This is a genomic window from Nostoc sp. XA010 (assembly GCF_020829625.1).
Taxonomy (GTDB): Bacteria; Cyanobacteriota; Cyanobacteriia; order Cyanobacteriales; family Nostocaceae; genus Nostoc.
In genome coordinates this window covers 138,729-164,963 of sequence record NZ_JAIVFX010000010.1, presented here as the reverse complement: position 1 = coordinate 164,963, position 26,235 = coordinate 138,729, and the positions used below count along the sequence as shown (strand labels likewise).

The following is a 26,235-nucleotide window of genomic DNA, read 5'->3' as shown; positions in this document are numbered from 1 at the left end:
TCAGTTTATACTTTACTTAAGTACTCAGGACGGGCTAAACGCCCCGCTACCGCTAACAGCACTTAAAACTCACTACTTCAAAAAGCTGGTTTTGTTAAGTGTTACATCACTGGCAAAGCCTGCTTTTGCCGTGGTAAAATTAAACTATTCCTCATTATTCCGGCCGGATTACCGGGGATCAAATAGCCGAAAGGTGCTGATTCGGCGTCTACTAATGCTTTATTGAGAATACTATACAAGTCTAATGGTTAAATCTGCTCCTTCCCCCATCGCAACCCGTAAGCCTTCCAAAGTAGAAGGAATCAAGGAAAATAGTAATTTTTTGCGTGAACCTGTAGCAACTGAGATCCTTCAAGACACTACCCATTTTACTGAAAATGCGGTACAGCTTTTGAAGTATCACGGTTCTTATCAGCAGGATAACCGCGACAACCGCACCAAGGGACAGGAAAAAGATTACCAGTTTATGCTGCGGACAAAAAATCCGGGTGGTTTAGTACCGCCGCAGTTGTATCTAGCTTTAGATAAAATAGCTGATGAGTATGGCAACCACACGTTACGAGCAACTACCCGTCAAGGTTTCCAACTGCACGGAATTTTAAAGAAGAATCTTAAATCAGCAATCGCCACCATTGTTAACAACTTGGGTTCGACTTTGGGAGCTTGCGGCGACATCAACCGCAACGTGATGGCACCACCAGCCCCCTTTAAGAATCGCCCAGAGTACCAGTATGCTTGGGAGTATGCCCAGAATATTGCTGACTTGCTGACAGCGCAAACAGGCGCTTATTACGAAATTTGGCTAGATGGGGAAAAAGCAATTAGTGCTGAAGAAAACCCAGAGGTGAAGGCGGCGCGACAACGCAATGGGAATGGCACAATCATCCATGACAACGAAGAACCGATTTATGGCACGTACTATATGCCCCGCAAGTTTAAAATTTGCGTGACAGTGCCAGGGGATAATTCGATTGATTTGTATTCTCAAGACCTGACGTTGGTAGTGATTACCAATAAGAAGAAGCAATTAGAAGGATTTAATATTTTTGCTGGTGGTGGTTTAGGTAGAACCCACGGTAAAGAAGAAACTTTCGCTAGGTTAGCAGACCCCATCGGTTATGTGGCGAAGGATGACGTTTACGACATAGTGAAAGCGATTGTTGCAACTCAGAGAGATTATGGCGATCGCACCGATCGTCGTCATGCCAGATTAAAATATTTAATCAACGATTGGGGCTTAGATAAATTCCGTGCCCAAGTTGAAGAATATTTCGGTAAATCAATTGAAGCCTTCAAACCACTACCAGAGTTTAAATATTACGACTTCCTCGGCTGGAATGAACAAGGTGATGGCAAGCTATTCTTAGGAATTTCCATTGACAATGGTCGAATCAAGGATGAAGGTTCGTTTCAACTGAAAACCGCTTTGCGGGAAATTGTCGAGCAGTTCAACTTGTCCATCCGTCTGAGTGCCAACCACAACCTGATTTTTTACGATATCGAACCAGATAGCAAGCAAGCTATTCAAGACATTCTCAGCCGTCACGGTGTCGTAGATGACCCTACTAAAATCGAACCTTTAGTGCGGTATGCAATGGCTTGTCCTGCTTTGCCCACTTGCGGCTTGGCAATCACGGAATCAGAACGAGCAATACCGGGTATTCTGGAGCGGGTTCGCGCTCTATTAGATAAAGTTGGTTTACAAAATGAGCATTTTGTGGTAAGGATGACAGGATGCCCCAACGGGTGCGCTCGTCCCTACCTAGCAGAATTGGGCTTTGTCGGTAGCGCTCCAGAATCTTACCAATTATGGTTAGGGGGTTCGCCAAATCAGACTCGACTGGCGCAACCTTACACAGAAAAGCTACACCATAATGATTTAGACAGCTTTCTAGAGCCAATTTTTGTTTACTTTAAAAAATCTCGGAAATCGAAGGAAAAATTTGGTGATTTTTGCGATCGCGTTGGTTTTGATGCCATCCGCGAGTTTGCTGCTAGCTACGATCCTAATAGCGCTAATGGTGCAAACAAATCACGCCATCGGGTGAATTTGAAAGAAGAGGTTTATAGCAAGTTGAAGGAAGTAGCAGAAAGCCAAGGTAAGCCCATGACTCAGTTAGTGACTGAAGCGCTAGAGACTTACTTCCAGAATCTTTCGTAAGCCGAAAAATTGAAGATAATAGAAATCAAAGAGAGACACAGATAAATCCATCTGTGTCTCTTGCGTAAGTCCTAATACACTTAGTACACAGTTTCGTAAATTCGTGGCCAATTGAGGGTTTAAGTTTAAACGCATAGGCACTTCTCTACGAGACGCTACGCGTAGCTTGCTTCCCCGTAGGGGTACGCCTTTCCGTAGGGTAGGGGCACAGAGGTAAGCGCAGAGGAGCGCAAACTTTATTTGGAAGTATTTTTTTCTCCCCCTGCTTCTCTTCTTCCCCTGCCTCCCCTGCTCTCTTCGGTGACACATCCATAGGAAAACTGAAATATGGTTACGACAGCAAAATTCGCAGAAACTAGGGATGTGCTGCAAAACATCAGCTGGCAAACATTCAAAGCTATGCTGGCAGATATGGGATCTGAGCGAAATAAAAGGCTAGCTTATGACAACGGAATAGTAGAAATTATGACTCCGCTAATGCCGCATGAGAACTCAAACCGTCTCATCGAAGGTTTTGTTCTTGTGCTGTGTGAAGAATTTGGTTTAGAAGTTAAAAGTGCTGGCTCGTTGACTATGACGCGGGATGATTTGGAACGAGGAGGCGAGCCGGACAGTAGTTACTATATCCAAAACGAATTCTTAGTCCGCAACAAAGAAAGTATTGACTTAAATACAGATCCACCACCAGACATAGTACTAGAAGTGGAATATTCCAGATCCAAAATAGACAAGTTAGCTCTTTACGCTTCAATGGGAGTCCCAGAATTCTGGCGATATAACGGAAATGTCTTGAGAATCTACGCCCTTAATAATGGGCAATACTCGCAAAGCGATCGCAGTCCAACTTTTGCGCCTGTGCTGGTAACAGAGATTCCCCGATTTATCCAAGAAAGTAAGAAAGTTGGACAAATAACAGCAACTCGTGCTTTCCGTACCTGGGTTAGACAACAGATATCTACAGCACGGCAATAATTTATTAAGAAAAATGTCTCAACTGCAAAGAATTGCGATCGCACCCTCCCAATTCCAACAAGGGCAAATTTTACTCACCAAAGAACAACAACATTATTTGGGGCGTGTGTTGCGCTTGCGTGAAGGTGATCGCTTTATTGCAATGGATGGTAAGGGAAAATGGTGGTTAGCGCAGCTAGCAGGGGAGCAAGCACAGGTTTTAGAAACGCTTTTGGTAGAAACAGAATTACCTGTATCAATTACGTTGATGGTGGCTTTACCCAAAGGCAATGGATTTGATGAAGTGGTGCGGTGTTGTACAGAGTTGGGAGTAACTTGTATTACACCAGTATTGAGCGATCGCACTTTGCTTCATCCTAGTCCTCAAAAGCTTGAACGCTGGCGGCGCATCGCTGCGGAAGCCGCCGAGCAATCAGAGCGCTCTTTTGTACCAACAATTTTAGAGCCTGTTGCTTTTAATACGGGTTTGTCATTTGCAAACAGCCAGCAATATATCTGTGTGGCGCGTGGTGAGTTTCCCCATTTAAAAGATTGCTTACAGCACAAAGGACAGATGACAAATGATATAGGACAAGAAACGATTGTCATTGCTACTGGACCAGAAGGGGGATGGACAACACAAGAAGTAGAGAATGCGATCGCATTTGGATTTCAACCTGTTTCCCTTGGCCGCCGCATCCTCAGAGCAGTTACAGCCCCAGTAGTAGCATTATCCTTGATTACCGCAAGTTGTGAAGTATAAATGATTTATAGCTCACGCAAAAATGATTTTGCGCGAGACATTGATCCAGTGGATTGAAACATGATTGAGCAAGTTGCGATCGCCTTTGAGCATAAAGATTATCAAACAGCTGCTAAATTACTCAAACAGCTGCTAGTAGAATCGCCAGAACATCCTTGGGTACAATTTTATCTCGGTCGGCTGCATGAAGTATCTGGAAAGCTCCAGGATGCGGAAAAAGTTTATCGGCAACTGCTGCGAGATACGAGGAATAGTAGAATAGTGACCCTCACACGTCAAAGTTTGCAACGGCTACAAGAAATCGAACTAGAAGAAAGACAAAGAGCTATTTCCCAAGCAACAGCCGAAGCGAATAACACCGAACTTGGCGTACTAGTTTTAGAGCCACTCAGTAACGAACTCAAAACAGAAGCTTCTCGAAAATTTGCCCAAATTATGCAGCTAGACCCTTACACTGCACGACTATTACTGCCAAGTCGTGGCTGGAGATTGTACCGCACTGGCCAAGTAGGAGAACTAAAATTTTACGGGAAACAGTTACAGCAGGCTGGCATTCCTTGCTTTTGGGCAACAATAGCTCAAATTCAGCAAATTCAAGTTTATCAAGTCAAATATTTCCAAGAATCTACTCCACAAGCTACTGTTGTTTGCCGTAATGAGACAAATCAACTAGGTTCTCTCACCTTTGATTGGTCAGAAGTTACAGCAAGAGTAGTGGGACTGTTGCCCATTTTTGAGGAAGTAGTAGATCGTGATGTGCGCGGTAAACTAGAACGGAAAACTCAAACACAAGACTATGCTCAGTTTTGTGATTTACACATACCTGGTAGACGTTGCATTCTCCGATTTTATGATAATGGCTATGAATTTCAACAAGGTTTAGAAATTATTCCCCAAGCTAGCCAAAATACAATCAGAATTAATTGGAATAGTTTATCGAGTTGGATTAACCAGCAACTACCTCAAGTCCAAATCTGGTCAGATTTCACATCTTTTGCAGATACAACATTAGATCAAACAGAAATGCTGAGTTATATCAAGTCTCACATTGATTTGTTGCGTAGAGAAGAGACTAATTGGGACTCAGCTTTTCATTTATATAGTGGATTGGTATTTGTTAAAGATGCCAATTAGTTATACAAATAAACTATCTAACCAACCCTAAAAAATGCAGTTGTAGTGGAGAAAATTAAGCGATCGCTCCTACTTTGGAGAGTTCCCCCATCTACAACTGGTAAACTTGTCTTAATATTGCGTATTCACACTTAACTCATCGGTAGTAGATAGACACGAAAGAGACGCAAAATTTTGCGTCTCTATGATTTAACCAGGGGTTTTAACCTGACGTGCCATGTCTAGGTAAGCGCTCATATTTGCCCCTGGACGGCGACGGCCATTAGAGCTAGTAGCCGAAGGAGCGAGATATTTAGGCGCAAAGGTAGTTTCTTTTGGCTCCTCTTTGAGGACTTTGGCTGCTGCGGCTTTTGCATTTTTGCCAGGTTCAACTTTAAGACCCTCAGCAGTCTGGACAAGCGTAACATCAGGTGGTTTGGGATTTTTAGCTGATTTTTCCTTACCCTTAGCTACTGGTTTTTCCTTACCCTTAGCTGCGGCGGTTTTTGTTCCGTTCAATAAAGCTGGCTTGGATGCTTCTGGCGCTTCTGGTGCTTCTGTTGCCGTTACTTTCTTAACATTCGATACAACTGTCTCTGCTACTTTCTTTGCGTTTGATGCTACTTCTTGAGCAGCATCTTTGGCTTCGTCCAATTCCAAGAAGTAGCCGTTGCTTTTCTTCTTTCCTCGTAACAGTCCGGTAACGAAATCCAAAATACCTGAAATTAACTTTTTGATAAAATCCATTACAATTACTCCTGCCTTTTACCTTTTATATTTGAAACTCGACCGTAATTGTTAAAAATTACGACTAAATGTTACATTTTTTACTTTGCGTCACCCCATTCTGGTGACAACCCTTATAGGTTTGTCCTTAATCAACATTGTAGTAAAACTATAGGGCAAATGTTCTTTTGCAAGCACTTGCGACCTGTATACACCGAGAACTAATTATTAAATTTTACTGTAACTAAGAGCAAGATTCTGAAACCTGGCTTTACAAAATTTAACATTTATTTGTTTGAAAATTACTGATTGGAAAAAAGTAAACGCTTTACTTTCAACCAGTGGGGGGAGTGTCATAGCCTGTTGGCAGATGGTGAGATTAATTAGTTAAATTTTATACTAACTATCTTTGGAAGTATTTCAGTTTTGTAAAAATATTTAAAGAATCCGAAAAGCAACAGCTTCAGTTTGTAGAGCAGTATGTACCTACAAAAGTGAAATATACCCCTTAATTCAGCCAGATTTTGTAAATGAACATAGAAAATCAACAACGAAATCCCGTTTTGTTAATACACGGCATTGACGATACGAGGGCAGTTTTCCAGAAAATGGCGGTTCACTTAGTATTACAGGGTTGGTCTGTATATTCCCTGGATCTCGTACCTAACAATGGTAATGTGGGTCTTGATAAGTTGGCAAAGCAAGTAGCAGATTATGTTACAGCCACCTTTGCACCAGAACAATGTCTGGATTTAGTAGGCTTCAGCATGGGAGGAATTGTCAGCCGTTACTATGTCCAGCGATTGGGAGGAATTAAGCGCATTCAGCGATTTATCACAATATCTTCGCCCCATAATGGAACTGTAGTTGCTTATGGTTCCTGGCGTCCTGGTTGCGTACAAATGCGCCCCGAGAGTATTTTTCTTAAGGATTTAAATTCTGATGCTGAGATGTTAAAACAGCTAAACTTTACATCTATCTGGACACCTTATGATTTGATGATTGTCCCAGCGAATAGTTCACAAATGTCCGTAGGACGCGAAGTAATAGTACCAGTTGCTCTACACCCTTGGATGCTAACAGACCCCAGGAGTTTAGCAGTAGTAAAAGCAGCTTTAGTAGAGCCTATTGAGCTGCCCTTACTTAAAAAAGGATCCAGTCAGTAGCCAGGATGCTTGTTACACATTTTTAATTTTTAATTTTTAATTCTTAAGTCCTATCCCCAATTTGCGTATGTTCGTAACTCCCAAAAATCGCCTCTGGGTGACGATAATACTTGAACTCCATGAGGTTATAAAAGGGATCTTCTAAAAAGAAAGTGCGATGCTCAAGAGGAGAGCCAACAAAGCGGTTCTTGGTTTCCTCACGAAAAAGTAGCTGTTGTTGTTGTGCCCTTTCTAATAAGTCTTGCCAGTCACGTTCTTGGGTAAAAATTAGCCCAAAGTGTCTAGGATATATACTGTGTTGCGGTGTCAAGGGTTCTTTGGTGACGTGAGCCACTAGTTGATGACCGTAGAGATTAAGAATCAGGGCGTGATGGTTTTCACGGCCAGGAATACAGCCCAAGCCATCCACGTAATATGCTTTTGTTTGGGAAATGTCAGTTACAGGGAAAGCAAGATGGAATAAAGTTTGGCTCATAGCTTGTGTGGAAAAGACTAATAGTTGATACTATCTATAATTTATGCTGTTAAATATTGATTGTGGTCAACTTGAACACAGTTTTAATTGGCATTAACTTATATCCTTTATCCTTATGAATAAGATTGGGGACTGAGTACCACTTCAGTCTAGAAATTGCTTTGAGTATGTTACCCGCTCGAAGAGTCCACTCAACTAAATAGAAGTTTTGCATTTTGTTTAATCCACGTTCTTTAGTCAATATTGCAGTGTATATCTAGGACATTGTTTGTTGTTTTACACTCAGGTTTCAGGGTGATGTCTACGAAATTTAGTTAATAATACAAATAATTACTTTAGCTGCGGAGGTGTCATAAATTAAGCGCTAGGGGTAACAAATTAGTTATTCTGTTGATATTCAGACAAAATTACTCATTGATTAATTGCTGATGTCATCCTTAATTGATTCTGTTAATCCCTGGTTCGTGGCGGTAGGATTAAACACAATTCTATTGGGTTTAGCTTGGATTGCTCCGAAAAAGCTGCTTACCCCTGCTGGATTATTCCACGCCTGGTTTCTAGCCATCCTAATTTGGGTAACTCTGGGCTGGCAAGGATATGCAGTAGTAATGTTCTATTTTCTCGTTGGTTCTGGCGTTACCCGCATCGGAATGGCGCAGAAGGAGGCTGAAGGAATTGCCGAAAAGCGTTCTGGGGCAAGAGGCCCAGAAAATGTTTGGGGTTCGGCTTTGACTGGGGCGCTGTGTGCTTTGGGAGTAGGGATAATAAATTCAGGATTTATTGTACCTAGTTCCCAATCTTTAATCCCCAATCCCCAGTCCCTATTATTGTTAGCCTATGTAGCAAGTTTCAGCACCAAGCTAGCTGACACTACTGCTAGTGAAGTCGGTAAAGCCTATGGTAAAAGCACCTTTCTAATTACTACACTCAAACCAGTGCCTCGCGGTACAGAAGGAGCGGTAAGCTTGGAAGGGACTTTAGCTGGAATTGTGGCTTCTGTAGCGATCGCATTTGTTGGTTGGGGAGTTGGGTTAATTGATCTATTAGGAGTAGCTTGGTGTGTACTCGCAGCATTTATTGCCACTAACTTAGAAAGTGTGATTGGAGCAACATTGCAATCTAAGTATACTTGGCTGACTAATGAGGTCGTAAACATTGTTAATACATTAATCGGTGCGATCGCGGCTGTGCTACTCGCCTGGACATGGATAAGTATAATTAAGTAGACAGGTGAGAATAAAGGATTACTTATTAAGGTTCCGCCTTCAGTTGCTACAACTTTGGTTATGTAAGCAACTGGCAATAAACTATTCTTAATATGTTTTACTTTATTTTCGCCTATCTAAACTAATCATCATATTTCCAGAACGATTAGCTTGTAGTGAGTTAGCGCGGTCTTTCTCCAAAAAGAGAGGCTAGAGCGCAAGGGGGTTTCCCCCATAAGCGACTAACTGTCTTCGGAGCGTCACCCAAAGGGTAAGCGGCTCAAGTCCTGCTTTTATGTAACTTCAATGCTCTCTCTGAATTTATAAAGATTTGGTTACACAACATATTTTGGCTTATAAATGATATTTTAAATCCTGTTCTATCTCTACTAGACCGTAAAACTAATTATGGGAAATTATTTTATTTACTAGTTATATAATTTTTTGACCATTTAGATGTAATTAGTTCATAAAATCTTCATCATATTTAATCATCAATGACCCAATACTTTCTATATGATTTAATTTAAAAGTCTTATAAGTGCTTAACCATTTTCACATAGTTATTTCATGGAATCTTTATCATTTTTGACAATCAATGACAAAACAATTTCTATTGAGGAAGCAGTAAAGTACCTGCAAGCCTCTGGAAAATTGGGACAGTTCATTGGAGATATTCTCCGCCAGTACGTAATTGAAGAAGAAATCCGAACAAGAGACGATATTGAGATTGGTACAGCAATAACTGAACAAGCAATTATTGACTTTAGGCTGAAAAACCAACTGATTGATCCTCAAAGTTTTCAAGAATGGTTAAAAGCCAACAACACAGATTACGCTACCTTTCACACATCAGTAGCTTTTGGTTACAAGTTAGAAAAGCTAAAAGCTGTAGTGACTCAAGCAAAAGTCCCAGAATATTTTATTGAACGTAAAATTTTTTTGGATCGGGTAGTACTTTCTCGGATCGTTGTTGATAATCGAGAATTGGCAGACGAACTACAAACCCAAATTGAAGAAGGAGGTAGTTTTGAGCAACTAGCTAAAGAGTATTCCCTTTCAGATGACCGAATTGTGAACGGCATGATGGGAATACTCAGCCGAGGAAGTATGCCGGATATATTACGGGCAGCTATTGATGTGGCCAGTCCTGGACAATTGATCGGCCCAATAGAAATCGTTGGCAAAGACTCTCCCCAAGGAGAAGGACCTTATGGTTTGTTTCGAGTAGAACAATTTCTGCCAGCGTCTTTAGAAGATACTCAACTGAATCTTGCACTACAAAATGAGTTGTTTGAGAAATGGCTAGCAGAGAAAATTCAAAAACTGACAGTCAAATTACAAGTGAGTTAAATATTCTGGATAATGAATCTTTACGATTAAAAGTGCTAGCTTCTTTGCCTTGGAATCAGCCACCGTTATGTTGGCTGACTCCCGAACAACAATCCCGATTGGAGAAGGAGTCCCAAACTCGTCAGTATCGTCTTGGAGAGAAAATCTGGTCAAACGATGTTGGCGGTTACCAATTTTTAATTGTGGCTGGAAAAGTCCGCTTACGAGAAGAGGGGGTTGGTAAACCTTTAGCAGCCCTAGATGTGGGGGATTGGTTTGGTGATTTCCAAAAGCTATCTGGGGATTTTAAAGCTGTAGCTGCTAGTAAAGAAGTAGTAGTAGTGTGTTGGCATACAGCGCTATGGGCAGAATTTTCTAACCCACAAATTCAGGAATTCTGGCAAGTTTTACCAGTGAATGTGGAGAGAGAGAAAGACACATTTTCCTTTTCTTCCACTCCTTCATTAGCGCCAGCCTCAGAGGGAACTTCTAGCCCCCACAGCCTCCAACCCCAAAGAGGACTTCCGGCTGCCAATCTGATCATCTCAAATTATCCTTTTGTTGCCAGCTGGAACACTGCTGCTGCCTGTTTAACAATGGTAGCGCAACAGTTAGAAAATTCTGTGCAACTGGAGTGGGTGCAGCGCCAACTCAGAGGACAACGCCCAAAACAGGTTGTGGAAGCAGGAGAAAAGTTAGGGTTAGTGTTGCGGCGGTTACAAGTGAGTTGGGGTGAGTTGCGACAGTTGTCATTTCCAGCTTTACTGCTGTGGAATTCTGATTCACCCCAGAGTCCATCTTGGGTGGTAGCCTATGGAGTTAAAGGCGATCGCCTGATTATCGCTAACCCTCTAAATCCCGATCGCATTTGTGAAAGCTTACCGCAGTCGATAGTTGAAGCATCTTGGGATGGGCGATTGTGGCAAGTAGAACTCATATCCCAGCAAGAAAAATTTAACCTCAGTTGGTTTACCCCAGCAGTTTTGAAGTATAAGGGATTGCTCACAGAAGTATTGTTAGCATCTTTTACCTTACAGCTTTTGGGGTTAACAACACCATTAATTACGCAAGTCGTCATTGATAAAGTGATGGTGCAGGAGAGTTTGCCGACTCTCGATGTAATGGCGATCGCACTTTTGTTCGTAGCCATATTTGAATCCATACTTGGTATTCTGCGCCTATTCATCTTTACCCATACAGCTCGTCGTCTGGATTTAAGTTTATCAGCACAGCTATTTCGGCATTTGATGCGTCTGCCATTAGCTTATTTTGAGTCGCGGCGCGTCGGAGACACAGTAGCACGAGTCCAGGAACTCGAACAAATACGTCAGTTTCTCACAGGTACAGCATTAACTGTGATTTTGGATAGCATCTTTGCTGTGGTGTACCTAGCATTGATGTTTTACTATAATATCCCGCTCACCTTTGTGGCCTTAGCAGTACTGCCGCTATTTGCAACTTTAACGATAGTTGCAACACCAATCCTGCGTAACTGGCTCAACGAAACCTTTAACCGGAGTGCCGATAGTCAATCGTTTTTAGTAGAAACAATCACCGGAATTCACTCCGTTAAAGCCCATGCAGCCGAACCAGTAGCCCGCGATCGCTGGGAAGGCTTATTTGCTCGCTTTATTCGCACAGGTTTTAAAGCTTCTACTACCTCCAATATCAGCAGCAATATTGGTGACTTCCTCACCAATTTGTCTACTATACTGATTCTCTGGTTTGGCGCAAAATTAGTCATCGAACAAAAGCTTACAATCGGACAACTAGTTGCCTTTCAAATGCTCTCTGGTAGAGTCACAGGCCCACTTTTGCGCTTAGTACAGTTGTGGCAAACCCTCCAACAAGTGCTACTTTCTGTAGATCGCATTGGTGATATTCTCAACGTCTCCCCAGAAGCTGAACTGGGAACTGGTCTAGTTTTACCACCCTTGAAAGGACAAGTCACCTTCGAGCAAGTATTTTTCCGCTACCGGCCGAACTTTGAAGCAATTCTGCGGGGAATATCTTTCAATGCCGAACCAGGGCAATTTGTTGGCATTGTCGGACGTAGCGGTTCTGGTAAAAGTACTCTGTCTAAGCTATTGCAACGCCTCTATCAAATTGAATCAGGACGCATCCTTATTGATGGTTTTGATATAAAAAGTGCCGATTTAGCCTCACTGCGGCAACAAGTTAGTGTAGTTCTCCAAGAAGACTTTTTATTCAACGGTACCATTTTGGAAAATATCACTCTCGGTAGTCCCGACATTACCGCAGAGCAAGTAGTAGAGGCGGCAAGACTAGCAGTAGCCCACGACTTCATCAGTCAATTACCCTACGGTTACGAAACCAATGTGGGTGAACGCGGTACCGCTTTATCTGGTGGACAGAGACAACGTATTGCGCTTGCAAGGCTATTTCTTTCCCAAGCGCCGATTTTAGTTTTGGATGAAGCTACCAGTGCTTTGGATAGTGAAACTGAACAACAAGTACTGCAAAACCTGCAAAAAATTTCTGCGAATCGTACCGTGTTTTTAATTGCTCACCGCTTTGCCCCTCTCAAACGTGCTGATTTGATTTTGGTATTGGAGCAAGGCGTGATTGCCGAACGTGGTACTCACTCACAATTGTTGCAACAAAAAGGTTTGTATTGGTCACTATATCAACGGCAGCAAGCAAATATTTAACTAACTTAAAGCTTGTGGTTACATAAAAGATAAACGTTTGGAAAGGGGCTTAAGGATAGTTTTTGGCGAATGGAGTTATGCTCCATTCGCCATTTTAATTTTGATGATTTTAATAATTACTCTCGCCCCAGCCTGAGTGGTGTAAATAATTTTACAGGCAGCGATCGCAGTCGTTTTAAAGGTAGTAACAGTCATAACATTTTCTTCTCATTGTACTAGTGTACATTAATACACTCTAAATATTTAATATTCACTCGATGAATTTACTCTTAATAAAAACCACAGTTGCCAAAACATTTTTTGGTAATAAAATTAGCATTTTCTTATGAAATTTCATAGTAATTATTGACAATGGGGCTTATTCACATATTGAATTTTCTGAGCCAGATTTTAAAGCTTCAAACTGTCAAAAAACGATTGCTATCTTTGAGAAAAAATACTTATGCTCTTTGATGATGTTAATAACAATGTGTTGTCAAATCAACAGCTAAATGTCACTTCAATTTCCTCATTAGATAGCTTTAACACGAAAGATAGCCACAGCCTCAACTTCAGCAGAAGTAGTAGCTATAACTCAGCCGATGCTGATGTACACTTGCTAAATAATGCTGACTCCGAAAATAGCAATAACGCTACTACAAATACTTTTAGCACTCAAAATTATAACTCCACAAATGGCTATGGCTTGATTAATGGGGCAGCAGCAGTGGCTAGAGGTATTGGTCAAAATACCTTTGCTGATGTTGCTGATCTTGGTGGTAATAATTGGGGGGCAGACCTTGTTAAAGCACCGGAAGTCTGGGCACAGGGATACACAGGTAAAGGTGTTGTTGTTGCTGTTGTAGATACTGGGGTTGACTATAACCACGAGGATTTAAAAAATAATATCTGGACGAATACCAAGGAGATTGCGGGTAATAGTATTGATGATGATGGCAATGGCTATATTGATGATAATTACGGTTGGAACTTCTCTGATCAAAACAACAACACCCTAGATAACAATGGTCATGGCACTCATGTTTCTGGCACGATCGCAGGAGAAAATAATAACTACGGTGTCACTGGTATTGCTTATGATGCCAAGATTATGCCCGTCAAAGTTTTGAATGAATCTGGCTCTGGTTCCTATAGTTCCATATCTAAAGGTATTCGCTACGCTGTGGATAATGGAGCTAATGTGATTAACCTCAGTTTAGGAGGCGCATCTTCCAATCGTTCTTTAGAGTCAGCCATTAACTACGCCAGCAGCAAAGGAGTGATTGTCGTCATGGCAGCAGGTAATGATGGTGACTCATCACCAGACTATCCCGCCCGCTATGCATACAAATCGGGAATTGCCGTTGGAGCTGTGGATAAAAATAATAATATGCCCGACTTCTCTAACCGCTCTGGAGCAAATGAAATTTCCTATGTCACAGCCCCAGGAGTCAAGGTGTACTCCTCAGTTCCAAATAATCAATATGCCACTTATAGCGGCACGTCTATGGCTGCTCCCCATGTTGCTGGTGTAGTTGCCCTGATGCTTAGTGCTAACCCCAACTTGACTGATGCCCAAGTCCGTCAGATTGTGGCAGAAACCGCAGGAAATAGTACACAAAGTACAAATAGTTCAAATATTTCTAGTTCTGTGCCGAGTCAGGCGATGGCTATGACGAGCCACACCTACGCAGACACAGCAGAAGAAAATAGTTTACAAAGCACAATCTCTAGTTTCTCTAATTTTAAGATTTCTAATGTTAGTTCTCTGGCAAAGCAGGTGATTTCTAACAACAACTTGCTACCTATAAACACAATAGCCAAAAATTATCTAACGCCAGAGGCTATTTCTAGTTTTAATAGTTTCAATTTTGGTTCTCTAATCGGTCAGGGGATTACAAAAACAGCACAATATCTAACGCCAGAAACTATTTCTAGCTTTAATAGTTATGATGTCAATTCTTTAATCGGTCAGACGATTACAAAAACAGCAGAATATCTAACACCAGATACTATTTCTAGTTTTAATAGTTATGATGTCGGTTCTTTAATCGGTCAGCCGATGTCTAACGCCAAGCTGTTAAGCAATTACCTTGACTCTTGGGTATAGTCGTCAGAAAAACGTTCATCCCTTGGAATCCTGGGATGATAGCGATTTAATCGATTGGTAGTAATTGGTTTTTTCTGTTCAGCAGAAATATTTCGCCAACCTAAATCTTTGAGGATTCTCTTAGCTGCAACTTCACCTGTTCTACAACCCCCTTCCATATATCCCTGGTAGGACAAAGAGCAGTGTTCACCAGCAAAAAATAGATTACCTACACGTTCTTGTTCAGCTCCACTTATCCCTGTCCATTGTCCAACTAAATAGCAAGCATAGGAGCCTTTTGTGTACTGTTCTCCAGGCCAATAGGCGCGAATAGCTTGACCTTGACGTAGGTTTTTGATTCCGGGGAAAATTCGATCTAATTGTGGTAATAGTATTTCGGCTTGAGATTCTGCTGAACCTTTGCCCAAAGATAAACCATGTTCACCACCAGTAAAATTAGTAATCAGACCTTTGGGGCCTTTTTGGTAGCGACTGGATTCCCAGGTGCTTTGAAAGCCTGTATCAGTAAATGTTGCTGCTGTTGAGTTATATTTAGTGCGCCACAATTTTTGTTGATAGGCTGTAATTAATTTGGCATTTGTACCATATCCTAATTCTGCGATCGCTTTCTGTTTGATTGCTGGTAAATTGACTTGCAACTTCACTAAACGCAAAGTGCTAAAGGGCAATGTCAACAAAATTCTTTCATAAGTACGATCAAAGGTTCTATAGCCAGACCGTAAACTGACTCGATAGCGACCATCGGGACGGATACGGATAGCCTCTAATTCTGTTTCAGTTTGTATAGCATTTGCTAAGTAATCCGCTAGCAGACGGGGTACTTGGTCGTTACCACCACGAATAGTGTAACGTTCATCGCTTTCACCGTAGACTGAGAATGTATCAGTGTTAGTACCAATCAAAAACACTAGATTCAAACACGATTGTTCTGTTGCTTCTCGACCATATTCGGTAGTATAGGCAACATACAGCATTTCTTGCAGAATGGGATTAATTTTTGCTTGCTCTAAATACTCTGCAATGGAGGTATTATCTAAAGCGAAAGTTGCCTGATTGTAAGAACGATAAGTTATATCTCCATCCCCAATGGCAACTAAATCTTCCTCAATTTTCTTTGCTAAAGGGATGAAGTAATTAATAATTTCTAATTCGGGAATTTTGCGTCCTTCAAAGTACCATGTTTCTGGCACTAATCCTTTATCAGTAGCGATTAGATCGACTATTGTTAAACCAAGTTCTTGAGCAAGCGATCGCAATTTAGTATGATCTGTATCAATAAATTCTCCGCCAAGTTCTACAGTCACCCCAGTACCTGCTGCGTTAGCTAAACTACGCATCCGACCACCAACGCGATTCCTCGCCTCAATGATGTCTACAGGAACTCCAGCTTGACGTAAGCGGTAGGCAGCAGTCAAGCCAGCAATTCCCGCACCCACTACCAGCACTTTGGGAATTGTGGCAAAAGCCGTAGAATCACGTCCATTATGCCAAGTAGTTGTAGCTAATGCGCTTGCTAATCCCAAACCCCCATAAAGTATGCGGCGACGAGTGGTTCTTTGTTTTAAAATATCAACTATCTCATCGGTAGGAATGCCAGTTTTGAGCGATGCCCTCGTAATTTTATAAGCGCGTTGCAAAGATACCATTAATGCAGACCTGGCCATTAAGCACACCTTTATTGCCGCTAATTATAGCGGTTCTCGTTTACGTGAGATATACCCCGTAGAGGCACGGCAGTGCCGTGCCTCTACACCTCGTTATGTAATGTTGTACTCCATCTAAATGGGAACCGCCATATCAAATAGGATTAATAATTGCAGGTTGAAATGACTTTTTTGATGAAGTAATGAAATTAAATAGGATAAAATAATTAAATTCTTCTTGAAAGCTTTGGGTTACCAAAACTAAACCAGTGTTTTGTGGGTTTAACTGTATTTATGAGAGGTTAGTTACTGCGGGAAAAATATAAGCGCATCATGATAGGTAACTGAGTGAACTCAATAAGTAGGTCAACCTAATTAAACATAAAACGCTTAACTTGATAGTGACCTTGTGCTGCTCTGTTTTTTATACCCTCAAGTGGTACATTCCATCCGTGTGCATTTAGGCGTAAAGCCATCCCTCTTTGTTTGGTTCGACGCGGTACCCTACCAGCACAACTGAGTTCTAAAAGAGTCCGGTCTTCTTCTAAGGTCAGTATTATTCTTAATAGACTAAAAAATAATCTACAAAATACAAAATAGTTCCACGATAGAACTTCGTAAAACTCTTATAAATTCATGATTTGTTTGATGTTCTATTAAAAACCAAAATATCTAATGAAGAAGATTAAACTTGCAGTCTCAGCTTTACCAACTTACCAAATAGATGGACTTGAAGTAAGGGACTAACTTTTTCAACGCCTAGCCTAGGTCTCTTTAGAAGGTTAAAATCCTTAACCTTTTGTATTTTGAATAGTTTAAAAAAGCCCGTGACGAGGATTGAACTCGTGACCTCACCCTTACCAAGGGTGTAGCCCAGAAGCCCAGAAGCCTTACCTATAAGCACCCTAGCGAGTCCTAGCACAACCTTTAAGACGGGTTTAGGACAATGAGGGAAATCAAGCCAGTTAACAATAACGGGTCTATCCAGCTTAAGTTTTCCGTAGGGGGTAAAAGGTACTCATTTAATCCAATACCTAGTGGGCAGTTTACTAACCACAGGGACTACAAGACGGCTCAAGCGATCGCTAGCCAAATACAAAATGACATCCTAGCCAAAAACTTTGATCAAACACTAGACCGCTATCGGCTAACTCCAAAGCAACCTATACAATCCAGTACCCAAGCCTCAAAACCTCCAACGCTTCTAGAACTGTGGGATTACTGGGTAGATAGCCTCAACCTTTCAGTTGCTACCAGCCAACATCATTACAAAGCTATTAGGCAGCAGATCATAAAAGCTAACCCTGATTTGCTCGATACCCTGTGGTTGACCCAATCCAACTTAGGAGCCTCAACTTTTAATCAACGCTTGGGGTATTTGAAAAGGTGCTATCGATGGGCTGTATCAAAAACCCTGGTAACTAGTAACCCCTATGACGAGCTAAAAACCCGTAGAGTGTGCGCTAAGTCAATCAAGCCCTTTACGTCCAAAGAGATTAGAGTGATTATCCGGGGTTTTGAAGAGTCAGCCATACACTACGCGCCCTTTGTTAAGTTTTTACTGGCTACAGGTGTTAGGACATCTGAAGCTATTGGGTTACGTTGGCGTCATGTGGACTTTGACCAGGGGTTTGTAACCATCCAAGAAAGTCTTTCTAGAGACTGGGCCGGTAACGGGTATCAGAGGGTTAGAAAGGAGACTAAAACAGGTAGCAGCAGACATCTGGGAATGACTGATGAGCTACGGTTACTGTTACGGTCAATCAAACCGCCGCAATCTGACCAGGATTCCTTAGTATTTACTACGGTCAAAGGAAAACCTATAGATGATGGTAACTTCCGAGAGAGATATTGGGTTAAGGTACTAACTAAAGTTGGTGTAGATTACCGAAGACCTTACACAACTCGGCATACAACTGCTAGTCATGCCATAGATCAAGGAACCCCGATTACTGGGGTGGCATATTTACTAGGGCATAAAGACACCCGAATGGTTATGCAAACTTATGGTCATCTGGTTAACCGCCCATATTTGCCTAAAATACCTTTTTAACCCATCTGATTATCTGAAATAGCTCAACGCCCTCTAGAAATACTAGAGGGTTTATCATCTGTACACAAAAGCCATTTAATGTATTTATAAATCTATGTGTTTTAAGTGTTTATTAATAATAGGGTTAACCCATAGTGCTGACCCTATAAGCTTTTAATGAAGATATTGTATTACATTTTTTTGATAAATATAGGATACTGTTAGTTACTTATAATACTGGAGATTTACTCAATGAACTCTAGTGAGCATACCGTTCATATTTTAGGACTGGCTGAGGCGATCGCTACCCAGATTGAGAAGGACATTCAGGCGGGGCATTTTGACCCTATACTGAAAAGTTATTGCTTACCCCATAAAACTGACCCAAGTAAACCTAAAACCTTACTAGAACTCTGGGATCTTTGGGTGGCTTCCTTAGACTTGCCGGAAGAAACCAAGGCTAATCATTATAAGTGGGTTAGGCAAATGATAGCTAAAACTAACCCAGGCTTGACAAATACGGATTGGCTAACTAAGTCTGAGATATCACCCAGAACGTATAAGGATCGTCTGAGCTTTATTAGGTCTTGCTGTAGGTGGGGGCTGGCTAATGGGCTGATAGAAACTAACCCCTATGAGAACATCAAGCTACGGAAAGCCGCCACTCAAGAGATTAAGCCTTTTAGCCTCGATGAACTCAAAGCGATCATTGACGGATTTGATGAGCTATACCCCCACTATTCAGGCTTTATTAGATTTTTAGCCATTACTGGGGCTAGACCTTCAGAAGTAATAGGTCTTACATGGGGTTGTATAGACCTAACTAAACCTGAAGTAGTTATCAAGGAAAGTCTTAGCCGTGACCCTCTAGGTAATGGTTACACCCGTACACGTAAGGGGACTAAGACAGGTAATATCAGATACTTGACGTTACCTAATGAACTCATACCCCATTTTGGATCGCCCAAGGCTACAAATGAGTTAGTTTTTAGCACTCCAGAAGGGAAACCAATAGACGATAGTAACTTCCGCGATCGCTATTGGAAGCAAGTTTTAAAACACAAAAACATCCCCTATCGCAAGCCCTACACACTTAGGCACACTATGGCATCTCACGGTATAGAGCAAGGGATACCTATTACTGGAATGGCATACCTGTTAGGGCATAGAGACACTACGATGGTTATGAGGACTTACGGGCACATGGTAAACCGTCCAGACCTACCAGAGTTACCTATTGGCTGAGGTAACTAGGGTAGTTGGGAATAGTCCTACCAGAGTTTTTAGGGATTATCTGACTAAGTAGTAGCAGATGTAAGTTTTATAAAACCTCTATTTTTAACTAAGTTTTCCTTTGATAGTTTTTGTATAGATAACAGCCCTCTGGTTAACCTTCCAGAGGGTATTTTTTATGTATTGGTCATTAGGTATTAGCTGTTAACTATAAGTTTCTATTCCATCCCCCTCTTAGTCTTAGTGTCATACCAGATACCATTAACTATTCATCGGATTACTTGATCCCCCTTTTACCCCTCTCTTATATGTGGTATCATACTAGATACCAGAAGGCAATAAGTTATGGTTTAGTCAGATTTATATCCTATCTCTCTCTCTTGCTTGATACCATACCAGATACCATAGTTACTAACCTGATACTAAGCTCCTCAAATCATCTTAAATATAAGTAATGTATCCTATCTCTCTCTTCTAAATGGTATGATACTAGATACCATAATAGAGGTACTAGATACCATAAGAAAACCCCAGGTATTACCAAGGGTTAAACAAGAGAGATAATGAGTATTAATACTTATTCCAGGGTAGCTAGTTTAGACTCCACTTGATCTAGCCTGTCCAGTATGGATAACTTAGCGGCTGGGTAATCCCCTAGAGCCTGTTTAATAGCATCAATGATTAACTGGTTCTGAGACTTCCCTGTAACCGCCTTAGCCGCCTCTAATAGCGCCTTAGCATCCTCTGGCAGTCTTAATAAAGTAGTATGTCTTTCCATAACTGTTTAACTATATTTCTATATACCATTATACCATGATATAACCCTACTTAGTCAAGTTTCTGGTATCTAGTATCATACTTTTACCAAGAGGGGGATAAACAGTAATACCTCTGTAGGCAACCTATATTTCATAACTAAAACTTATCAATAGTTAAAATATCATCAGTTATTCAAACAGTATCTATATTGCATGGTATCTGGTATCACACCAGTTAGAAGAGAGGGATAAAGCCAAAACCTAGTAGTTACAAGGGTTTTATAAATAACCTCCATACTTAGACCAATATTTGACAATCTATATTATAGATGGTATCATGGTATCACACCGCAAGAGAGAGAGGGATAGGCAATGGCTAACAATATTACAAACATGACTCTGAGACTACCTGATGATTTAAATATGCAACTACAGGTAGCATCTAAGACGGCTGATGTCAGTAAACATCAAATGATAATAGACTTTATCCGGGCTGGTTTATCAGGTAATGTCTACCAGTCTTTAGAGGCTGCACAACTGGTTAAGGAACAACTAGACAGCGATCGCCCCATAACTGATGTAGCGCTGGACATCCAGAACGCACTAGATATGTTACAGGCCCAGATACACAGCCTTAAGGAAGAGAACAAGCTTATCCGGGAAGAGTTAACCAAGAAAAAAGAGGAGCCAGAACACAACTTTAAGCCTAACTATGAAGTAACTAAGCAGTCTACTGTCAGATTCTATATGCTTCTTGCCAGCAAGTACTATGAGCAAGAATGGGGCAAGGGTAGAAATAAAGATAAATACCGCTACCACTATGAGTTAGGTATAGTAACTAGACTGGGTACTACTAAGACAGGTAGAAAGTCATTCTGGGTATGTGCGGTTGATTTAGATGATCTCCAACTAAGCCCAGACGGAGAGTTTATGAGTCCACTAGGTAACTATGGTTATGACCCGGAATCCTGGGCTAAGGAAGAGGAAGAGGCAAGACTTACCTCTACTAGAGGCAAAGACCCCTACAAATACCAAATAGGAGAGGATGAGGAGTTAGCTAGAGATTGGCAACCCGGTATAACCTCAGAGTACCTACATGAAACCTTTGATATTGACTATAAAGAGCTAGTTAACCGGACAGGCTTAGACCTATGTATTGATGGGGTTTGGACACGCTTTATAAAGCAAGATGCTAGCACCTGGAATAGGACAGGATATGTTAGGAAGATAAACTATGAAGCCAAAGTAGTAGAGAAAAAGATTGAAGCATTAAAAGAGCAGTTAGGGCAGTCCGATAAGTTATCCAGAGAGTCAATAAAACAAGAGATTAAAGAGTTAGAGCAAAAGTTACAGGATTTAACCTATGTGCAACCAGTAACCCCAGCGATCGCCTAACCATCCTTAGCCCCCTTGGTATCCCTTAGATAACCAGTGGGGGCTTAAGTTATCCCCTAAATCATCTAGCGATCGCTTAATCAACATCACAGGTATTTAATAACCCTGCATTACGGCTTTCCTGTACTGCTTTTGCAAAAGCACTAGTACCTATAGCTGCATACTTATAGTTATCTAGTAGCGAATCTAGTTCTTTTAAGCCCTCTGGGGGTAATACCTTCGCTATTTCTGCATAATCAGAACCCCTGAAACCAGAACTAGACCACCAAAAAATACCAAAGGGGCTTCTATCAAACGTCTGGATAACATCAGGGTCATCTGTAAATAACATATTATCTAGCTTGCCATCTATACCCTTGAACTGGTAAACCCAAGCGCCCAAAGCCACCCCCATGTTGTATACCTTACATTGGGTTCTATCAAAGGGTTCATCATCCCCATCATTATCTAAATCACCTACCTGGTTTTGGCTTTGGGTTTGTTCCTGGGGTTGATTTGTTCTAGGTATACCCTGAAACACCATATATGGTAAAGACCCTAGCCCACCTATGACAGCTATTGTGGCAGCTAACCTAATAGGATGCTTTTCAATGAGGTCTAGATATTTATTTAGCATTAAACTTACTAGTATCCAATATTACTTACCTCAGTCTATTCTGGTAAATAAATGAGGTCAAGGATACCAATCAGCTAGGCTAACCACTTATTACTCACAAGAAAACCCCGGTAAGTACAAATACTCATCTGGGGTTTATATTGGTCACTTAGGCTAATGAGTTAGCTTTAAACTCAGCCCAGTCATTGTTTATGGTATTTCTGATTAGAGCTACTAAGCCCTCGGCATCTGTTCCCGCTTGGGGAGCTATGGTAAATGAGGGATTATAGGAGATTTGTTTTGCTCCATTGTTCCCCTTGATTTCCGGTAACGGGCTGGTAGCACCTTTATTACCTCCTGAGAAAGTATCATAAGTATCTAAACTTGATTTGATAGCTCCCCCAATACCAGGGATAGTCCCTACTGCCTGTTTGATACCGTAGTTAGCTACTTTGTTTATTACTTGGTCTTGACTACTACCTTCGGTAATACCTAAAGCTTTCTTGGCATTTTTGATTGGATTAACTGAATCAACAAATCCCATTATTTGATCTGAAAGATATTTGAAAGATGCCTTAATCCCTTCAACGGCTTCATAGGTAGCATTAGATATAGCCCCAGCCAATATTTCAGCAGGGACAGTTACAAGTACCTTAAAAAGAACTCTACCAACAGCCGCCCAATCAATCCGATCAAGGGTCAAAGTTAGCTATTAAAGCAACTAGGGCTTCATGGAGTTCATGGACATTTTTGTAAGTCTGACCACGCCAAATAAGACCGCCGTTGCCAAAACGCGCCGTGGTTGACTCTACCCCGGTCTGAGGATGTGTAAGTAACTGAATAGCTAAACTTAAGTACTCAGCAACTAGGGCATCATCTCCATATTCTTTGCGATAGTTGGTTAGATAGATACTGATTTGTTCAGAGGTTACATTACCAAACTTTACAGAAGTTGCTATGAACTGTCTTAAGAACTTCATTAAAGCTTTTCTAGACTCTAACTTAGCCTGTTTTTCATCAGCAATCTTCTTTTTCTCTGCTAAATCTTCTTCCATAAGTCTAGCTGTTTCAGCCTTAAGTCTAGCGAGGTTAACCTCGCGCTCTTGAGTAGCTTTCTGATAATGTCCAGCCATTTGTATTGTCCTTTAGATTATTGGTCTATTTAGCTGTATTTTGTCAAGAGGCTGGAATGACCAAAAACCATTAAAGATGTATTGACAATCTATAGTTAAATGGACTAATAAAATGAAAACCAAAGCATTATCTTTTAGGGTTGAGGAAAGTACATATAACTTTCTGGTTGAACTAGCAGAAAAGTCAGAACTACCAATATCAGAAGTAGTCAGAGAAATCTTAAAAACTAATCAGATGACAGAGGGAACTAGGAAGGCATACGGCGAATGTTTAACTTATTTGGCATCAGTAGAAGCTGATGATTTCTTAGTTGGTCTAGATGCTCTTGTAGAGGCTATTAAGGAGGTTAAGACCAATGGTTAGAAAGACCACCTGTCCCCTCTGTTCACTTAATACCGATGCTAGGCAAAGCTTTGAGGATAAGGTCAGGTTAGGGCTACCAGCAACCGCATTAGTTGATTACCTGATAACTCTGGGAATATCTGTAACACCTCAGCAAATATACTCCCACAAGAAGCATTCAAAGCCCCTACAACGCACAGTACCCCAGAGTAACCCGGTAGCCCCAAGGTTAACTACTAATGTCTCAGCCGATGGCTTAACCACTGATGACAAACAAGAGCGGTTGCTAGCGATAGCTCTAGAGGCTGTGGATTCTCTAGCCGCCCAGTTCAATGCAGACAATAATCTCAGGGTAGCCAGGATGCTTAAAGAGATGGGGGAATGGGCCAGCCAGCTAGTTAAAGACCGGATGGCTAGGGAAACTCTACCAGAACCTAACATCTCAGTCAGTATCAACCTCGGTTCACTTGAGGCACAACTAGGGCTACCAGAACGGGACATGACCGGACAGGATATCAAATACCAAACAGAGGAATAAAACCAATGATTAATCGCAACCAAGTATTTATTAAGTTTGATTTGAATGCTGACCAAAGGAACATATTTGACCAGTTGACCCCGGCCCAACAAAGAAGGCTTATCAAAGTCCTTGAGGGTAGACAAAGGCAACGCAGGGTTATTAAGGCATCATCCAACCCCAGACGCGCCAAGGTTCTACAAGATGACTCCCAAGACATTGTTAATCAGTACCAAGACCGCCTGCATTAAACCTTTGTCGAAATGTTTCGATTTCCCGGTAAATATTTCGATTTACCCCCGCTAGCCAGGGAGTCTAACGACACCTAGAAGTTTTACAGGTCTGCCCTAAGTTAAAGATTTGATATATCTCTAGCAAACCATCGTTAGACTGTCCTATGCTTAAGACACGTTTAGGACAGTCTAGGATGTTTTAGGACTGCTAAGTATCTCTGGAAAAAGCCCGTGACGAGGATTGAACTCGTGACCTCACCCTTACCAAGGGTGTGCTCTACCACTGAGCCACACGGGCAAAATATAACTTTGGCTTTTTAGTTGTAAGTTACAATGCTGGGAGCTTTGCTCTTAACCCAGTCATTATAACTTATAACTTCGTAAGTGGTGGGCCGGGCTGGATTTGAACCAGCGTAGGCGCTAGCCAACGGATTTACAGTCCGTCTCCATTAACCACTCGGACACCGACCCGATTTGTCTCACGATTTAAAATCTTAGCACCATGTTTTAGAAATTGCAAGTGGTTAGAAAAAATAACTTGCAGGTAGAGATCGCAACAAAACTGCGCCTCTACCTTATGTATAAAAAATACTCGTTAGACGCTCATTTCCAGCATTCGTTGCATTGGTCGCAGTCCAGCAAGGCGAATATCCTCTGACATGGTAATTTCAGGAGTACGATTTTTCATTGCCCAGTAAAGCTTTTCTAGGGTGTTTAATCGCATAAATGGACATTCGTTACAAGCACAGTTATTCATCGGCGGTGCAGGAATAAAATGCTTGTCAGGAGCTAGTTTTTGCATTTGGTGAATGATTCCAGGCTCCGTAGCAACGATAAATTCTTTGGTGGGGCTACTTTGACAATACTTGAGTAAAGCGGCTGTAGAGCCAATAAAGCTGGCGTGGCGCAATACACTACTTTCACATTCTGGGTGTGCGATCGCCTCTGCTTCGGGGTGGGCAATTTTTAACTGGACAATTTTCTTTTCCGAAAAAGTTTCATGAACAACACAGCTACCTTGCCATAGCACCAAATCTCGTCCCGTCTGTTCCATGACATACCGCCCCAAATTCCGATCTGGGGCAAAAATAATTGGCTGTTCCTTCGGTATCTGCTGCACAATTTTCACAGCGTTGGAACTGGTACAAATAATATCGCTCATCGCCTTGATATCAGCAGAGCAGTTGATGTAAGACACCACCAAATGATCTGGATGCGCTGCTTTAAAAGCTGCGAATTCGTCTGCTGGACAACTGTCTGCTAAAGAACAACCAGCATTCAAATCTGGTAAAAGTACTAATTTATCGGGATTAAGTATCTTTGCTGTTTCTGCCATGAAGTGAACACCAGCAAAAACGATCACATCCGCATTAGTCTTTTCTGCGGCTTTCGCCAGTTGTAATGAATCTCCAATAAAGTCTGCAATATCCTGAATATCTGGCTCTTGATAATAATGCGCCAGGATAACGGCGTTGAGTTCTTTTTTGAGACTCTGAATCGCGGCAAACAAATCTAGTGGTAGTTCACCCAGTTGGGTGTTTTCTCGTTGAGCTAGTGCAGTGGTAAACACAGTTTAGGGGTGCTTTATGTTGCAAATTTATGTCCTGTGGAATCAATTATAGTAGTTTTTACCAAAAATAGTGGACGGTTGATATTTTGGGGTTGTGTCCAAATCGGGCTGAGTTTCATATCCTGGAGAT

The 26,235-nt window shown here is 41.5% G+C and carries 23 protein-coding genes and 2 tRNA genes; 15 read left to right on the top strand and 10 right to left on the bottom strand.

Features of this window, described 5'->3' with window-relative positions; translation table 11 throughout:
• The first annotated feature begins 244 nt into the window (after positions 1-244).
• The 4 genes from sir (at position 245) to LC608_RS16955 (ending at position 5,009) form a co-directional block, all read left to right on the top strand.
• A complete protein-coding gene (gene sir, locus LC608_RS16970; protein WP_229554647.1) occupies positions 245-2,161 on the top strand; it encodes a sulfite reductase, ferredoxin dependent in 1,917 nt (638 codons plus the stop codon).
• Positions 2,162-2,488: 327 nt separating this feature from the next.
• Complete coding sequence (locus LC608_RS16965; RefSeq protein ID WP_229554646.1) at positions 2,489-3,133, top strand: Uma2 family endonuclease; 645 nt, start codon at positions 2,489-2,491, stop codon at positions 3,131-3,133.
• 13 nt (positions 3,134-3,146) lie between these two features.
• Positions 3,147-3,875, top strand: a complete 729-nt coding sequence (locus LC608_RS16960; RefSeq protein ID WP_229554645.1) for a 16S rRNA (uracil(1498)-N(3))-methyltransferase — start codon at positions 3,147-3,149, stop codon at positions 3,873-3,875.
• 60 nt (positions 3,876-3,935) lie between these two features.
• Positions 3,936-5,009, top strand: coding sequence for a tetratricopeptide repeat protein (locus LC608_RS16955; protein WP_229554644.1), 1,074 nt, complete (start codon positions 3,936-3,938; stop codon positions 5,007-5,009).
• 189 nt (positions 5,010-5,198) lie between these two features.
• Here the strand turns inward: LC608_RS16955 and LC608_RS16950 are convergent, their stop codons facing one another.
• Positions 5,199-5,735: a hypothetical protein gene (locus tag LC608_RS16950; protein ID WP_229554643.1), complete on the bottom strand. Its 537-nt coding sequence runs from the start codon at positions 5,733-5,735 to the stop codon at positions 5,199-5,201.
• 509 nt (positions 5,736-6,244) lie between these two features.
• Between LC608_RS16950 and LC608_RS16945 the strand changes: the two genes are divergently transcribed.
• Positions 6,245-6,880 carry a triacylglycerol lipase gene (locus LC608_RS16945; protein WP_229554642.1) on the top strand — a complete coding sequence of 212 codons (636 nt, stop codon included), beginning with the start codon at positions 6,245-6,247 and terminating at the stop codon, positions 6,878-6,880.
• A 43-nt stretch (positions 6,881-6,923) separates the two neighbouring features.
• On the opposite strand, the gene LC608_RS16940 is transcribed toward LC608_RS16945, so the two are convergent.
• Entirely contained in the window at positions 6,924-7,355 is a 432-nt protein-coding gene (locus LC608_RS16940) for a VOC family protein (RefSeq protein WP_229554641.1), read from the bottom strand.
• Between the two features lie 428 nt (positions 7,356-7,783).
• On the opposite strand from LC608_RS16940, the gene LC608_RS16935 reads away from it, so the two are divergent.
• The 4 genes from LC608_RS16935 to LC608_RS16920 all read left to right on the top strand — a co-directional run bounded on the left by LC608_RS16935 (position 7,784) and on the right by LC608_RS16920 (position 14,653).
• Entirely contained in the window at positions 7,784-8,581 is a 798-nt protein-coding gene (locus LC608_RS16935) for a TIGR00297 family protein (protein WP_229554640.1), read from the top strand.
• Positions 8,582-9,130: 549 nt separating this feature from the next.
• Positions 9,131-9,913, top strand: coding sequence for a peptidylprolyl isomerase (locus LC608_RS16930; protein WP_229554639.1), 783 nt, complete (start codon positions 9,131-9,133; stop codon positions 9,911-9,913).
• A complete protein-coding gene (locus LC608_RS16925; RefSeq protein ID WP_229554638.1) occupies positions 9,862-12,564 on the top strand; it encodes a type I secretion system permease/ATPase in 2,703 nt (900 codons plus the stop codon). The genes LC608_RS16930 and LC608_RS16925 overlap by 52 nt, the downstream gene beginning before the upstream one ends.
• 442 nt (positions 12,565-13,006) lie before the next feature.
• A complete protein-coding gene (locus LC608_RS16920; RefSeq protein WP_229554637.1) occupies positions 13,007-14,653 on the top strand; it encodes a S8 family peptidase in 1,647 nt (548 codons plus the stop codon).
• Here LC608_RS16920 and LC608_RS16915 read toward each other — a convergent pair.
• Positions 14,632-16,317 carry an NAD(P)/FAD-dependent oxidoreductase gene (locus LC608_RS16915; protein WP_229554636.1) on the bottom strand — a complete coding sequence of 562 codons (1,686 nt, stop codon included), beginning with the start codon at positions 16,315-16,317 and terminating at the stop codon, positions 14,632-14,634. The genes LC608_RS16920 and LC608_RS16915 overlap by 22 nt on opposite strands.
• Positions 16,318-17,242: 925 nt before the next feature.
• On the opposite strand from LC608_RS16915, the gene LC608_RS16910 reads away from it, so the two are divergent.
• Both LC608_RS16910 and xerC read left to right on the top strand, forming a co-directional pair.
• On the top strand, positions 17,243-18,349 hold the full coding sequence (locus LC608_RS16910) for a site-specific integrase (RefSeq protein ID WP_229554635.1): 1,107 nt from the start codon (positions 17,243-17,245) through the stop codon (positions 18,347-18,349).
• Between the two features lie 231 nt (positions 18,350-18,580).
• The gene (xerC, locus tag LC608_RS16905; RefSeq protein WP_229554634.1) at positions 18,581-19,573 is read left to right on the top strand and encodes a tyrosine recombinase XerC; all 993 of its coding nucleotides are present in this window, start codon (positions 18,581-18,583) and stop codon (positions 19,571-19,573) included.
• 565 nt (positions 19,574-20,138) lie between these two features.
• Here the strand turns inward: xerC and LC608_RS16900 are convergent.
• A complete protein-coding gene (locus tag LC608_RS16900) occupies positions 20,139-20,339 on the bottom strand; it encodes a ribbon-helix-helix protein, CopG family (RefSeq protein ID WP_229554633.1) in 201 nt (66 codons plus the stop codon).
• Positions 20,340-20,691: 352 nt separating this feature from the next.
• Here LC608_RS16900 and LC608_RS16895 point away from each other — a divergent pair, with 352 nt between their 5' ends.
• The gene (locus LC608_RS16895) at positions 20,692-21,714 is read left to right on the top strand and encodes a hypothetical protein (RefSeq protein ID WP_229554632.1); all 1,023 of its coding nucleotides are present in this window, start codon (positions 20,692-20,694) and stop codon (positions 21,712-21,714) included.
• Between the two features lie 76 nt (positions 21,715-21,790).
• Here LC608_RS16895 and LC608_RS16890 read toward each other — a convergent pair whose 3' ends face one another.
• The 3 genes from LC608_RS16890 to LC608_RS16880 form a co-directional block, all read right to left on the bottom strand.
• On the bottom strand, positions 21,791-22,330 hold the full coding sequence (locus LC608_RS16890; protein WP_229554631.1) for a hypothetical protein: 540 nt from the start codon (positions 22,328-22,330) through the stop codon (positions 21,791-21,793).
• Positions 22,331-22,478: 148 nt separating this feature from the next.
• A complete protein-coding gene (locus LC608_RS16885; RefSeq protein WP_229554630.1) occupies positions 22,479-23,012 on the bottom strand; it encodes a hypothetical protein in 534 nt (177 codons plus the stop codon).
• Positions 23,002-23,442, bottom strand: a complete 441-nt coding sequence (locus LC608_RS16880) for a hypothetical protein (RefSeq protein WP_229554629.1) — start codon at positions 23,440-23,442, stop codon at positions 23,002-23,004. Before LC608_RS16880 ends, LC608_RS16885 begins: the two co-directional genes overlap by 11 nt.
• 112 nt (positions 23,443-23,554) lie before the next feature.
• On the opposite strand from LC608_RS16880, the gene LC608_RS16875 reads away from it, so the two are divergent.
• Genes LC608_RS16875 through LC608_RS16865 form a run of 3 tightly spaced genes read left to right on the top strand, consistent with a single transcriptional unit; the run spans position 23,555 to position 24,553 of the window.
• On the top strand, positions 23,555-23,806 hold the full coding sequence (locus LC608_RS16875; protein ID WP_229554628.1) for a hypothetical protein: 252 nt from the start codon (positions 23,555-23,557) through the stop codon (positions 23,804-23,806).
• On the top strand, positions 23,799-24,323 hold the full coding sequence (locus tag LC608_RS16870; RefSeq protein WP_229554627.1) for a hypothetical protein: 525 nt from the start codon (positions 23,799-23,801) through the stop codon (positions 24,321-24,323). Before LC608_RS16875 ends, LC608_RS16870 begins: the two co-directional genes overlap by 8 nt.
• Before the next feature lie 5 nt (positions 24,324-24,328).
• A complete protein-coding gene (locus LC608_RS16865) occupies positions 24,329-24,553 on the top strand; it encodes a hypothetical protein (RefSeq protein WP_229554626.1) in 225 nt (74 codons plus the stop codon).
• A gap of 208 nt (positions 24,554-24,761) precedes the next feature.
• On the opposite strand, the gene LC608_RS16860 is transcribed toward LC608_RS16865, so the two are convergent.
• From LC608_RS16860 to nadA, 3 genes are all read right to left on the bottom strand, one after another.
• Positions 24,762-24,833, bottom strand: a tRNA-Thr gene (locus tag LC608_RS16860).
• A gap of 87 nt (positions 24,834-24,920) precedes the next feature.
• Positions 24,921-25,006: transfer RNA gene (locus LC608_RS16855), tRNA-Tyr, on the bottom strand.
• Between the two features lie 124 nt (positions 25,007-25,130).
• Positions 25,131-26,105, bottom strand: a complete 975-nt coding sequence (nadA, locus tag LC608_RS16850) for a quinolinate synthase NadA (RefSeq protein ID WP_229554625.1) — start codon at positions 26,103-26,105, stop codon at positions 25,131-25,133.
• Between the last annotated feature and the right edge of the window lie 130 nt (positions 26,106-26,235).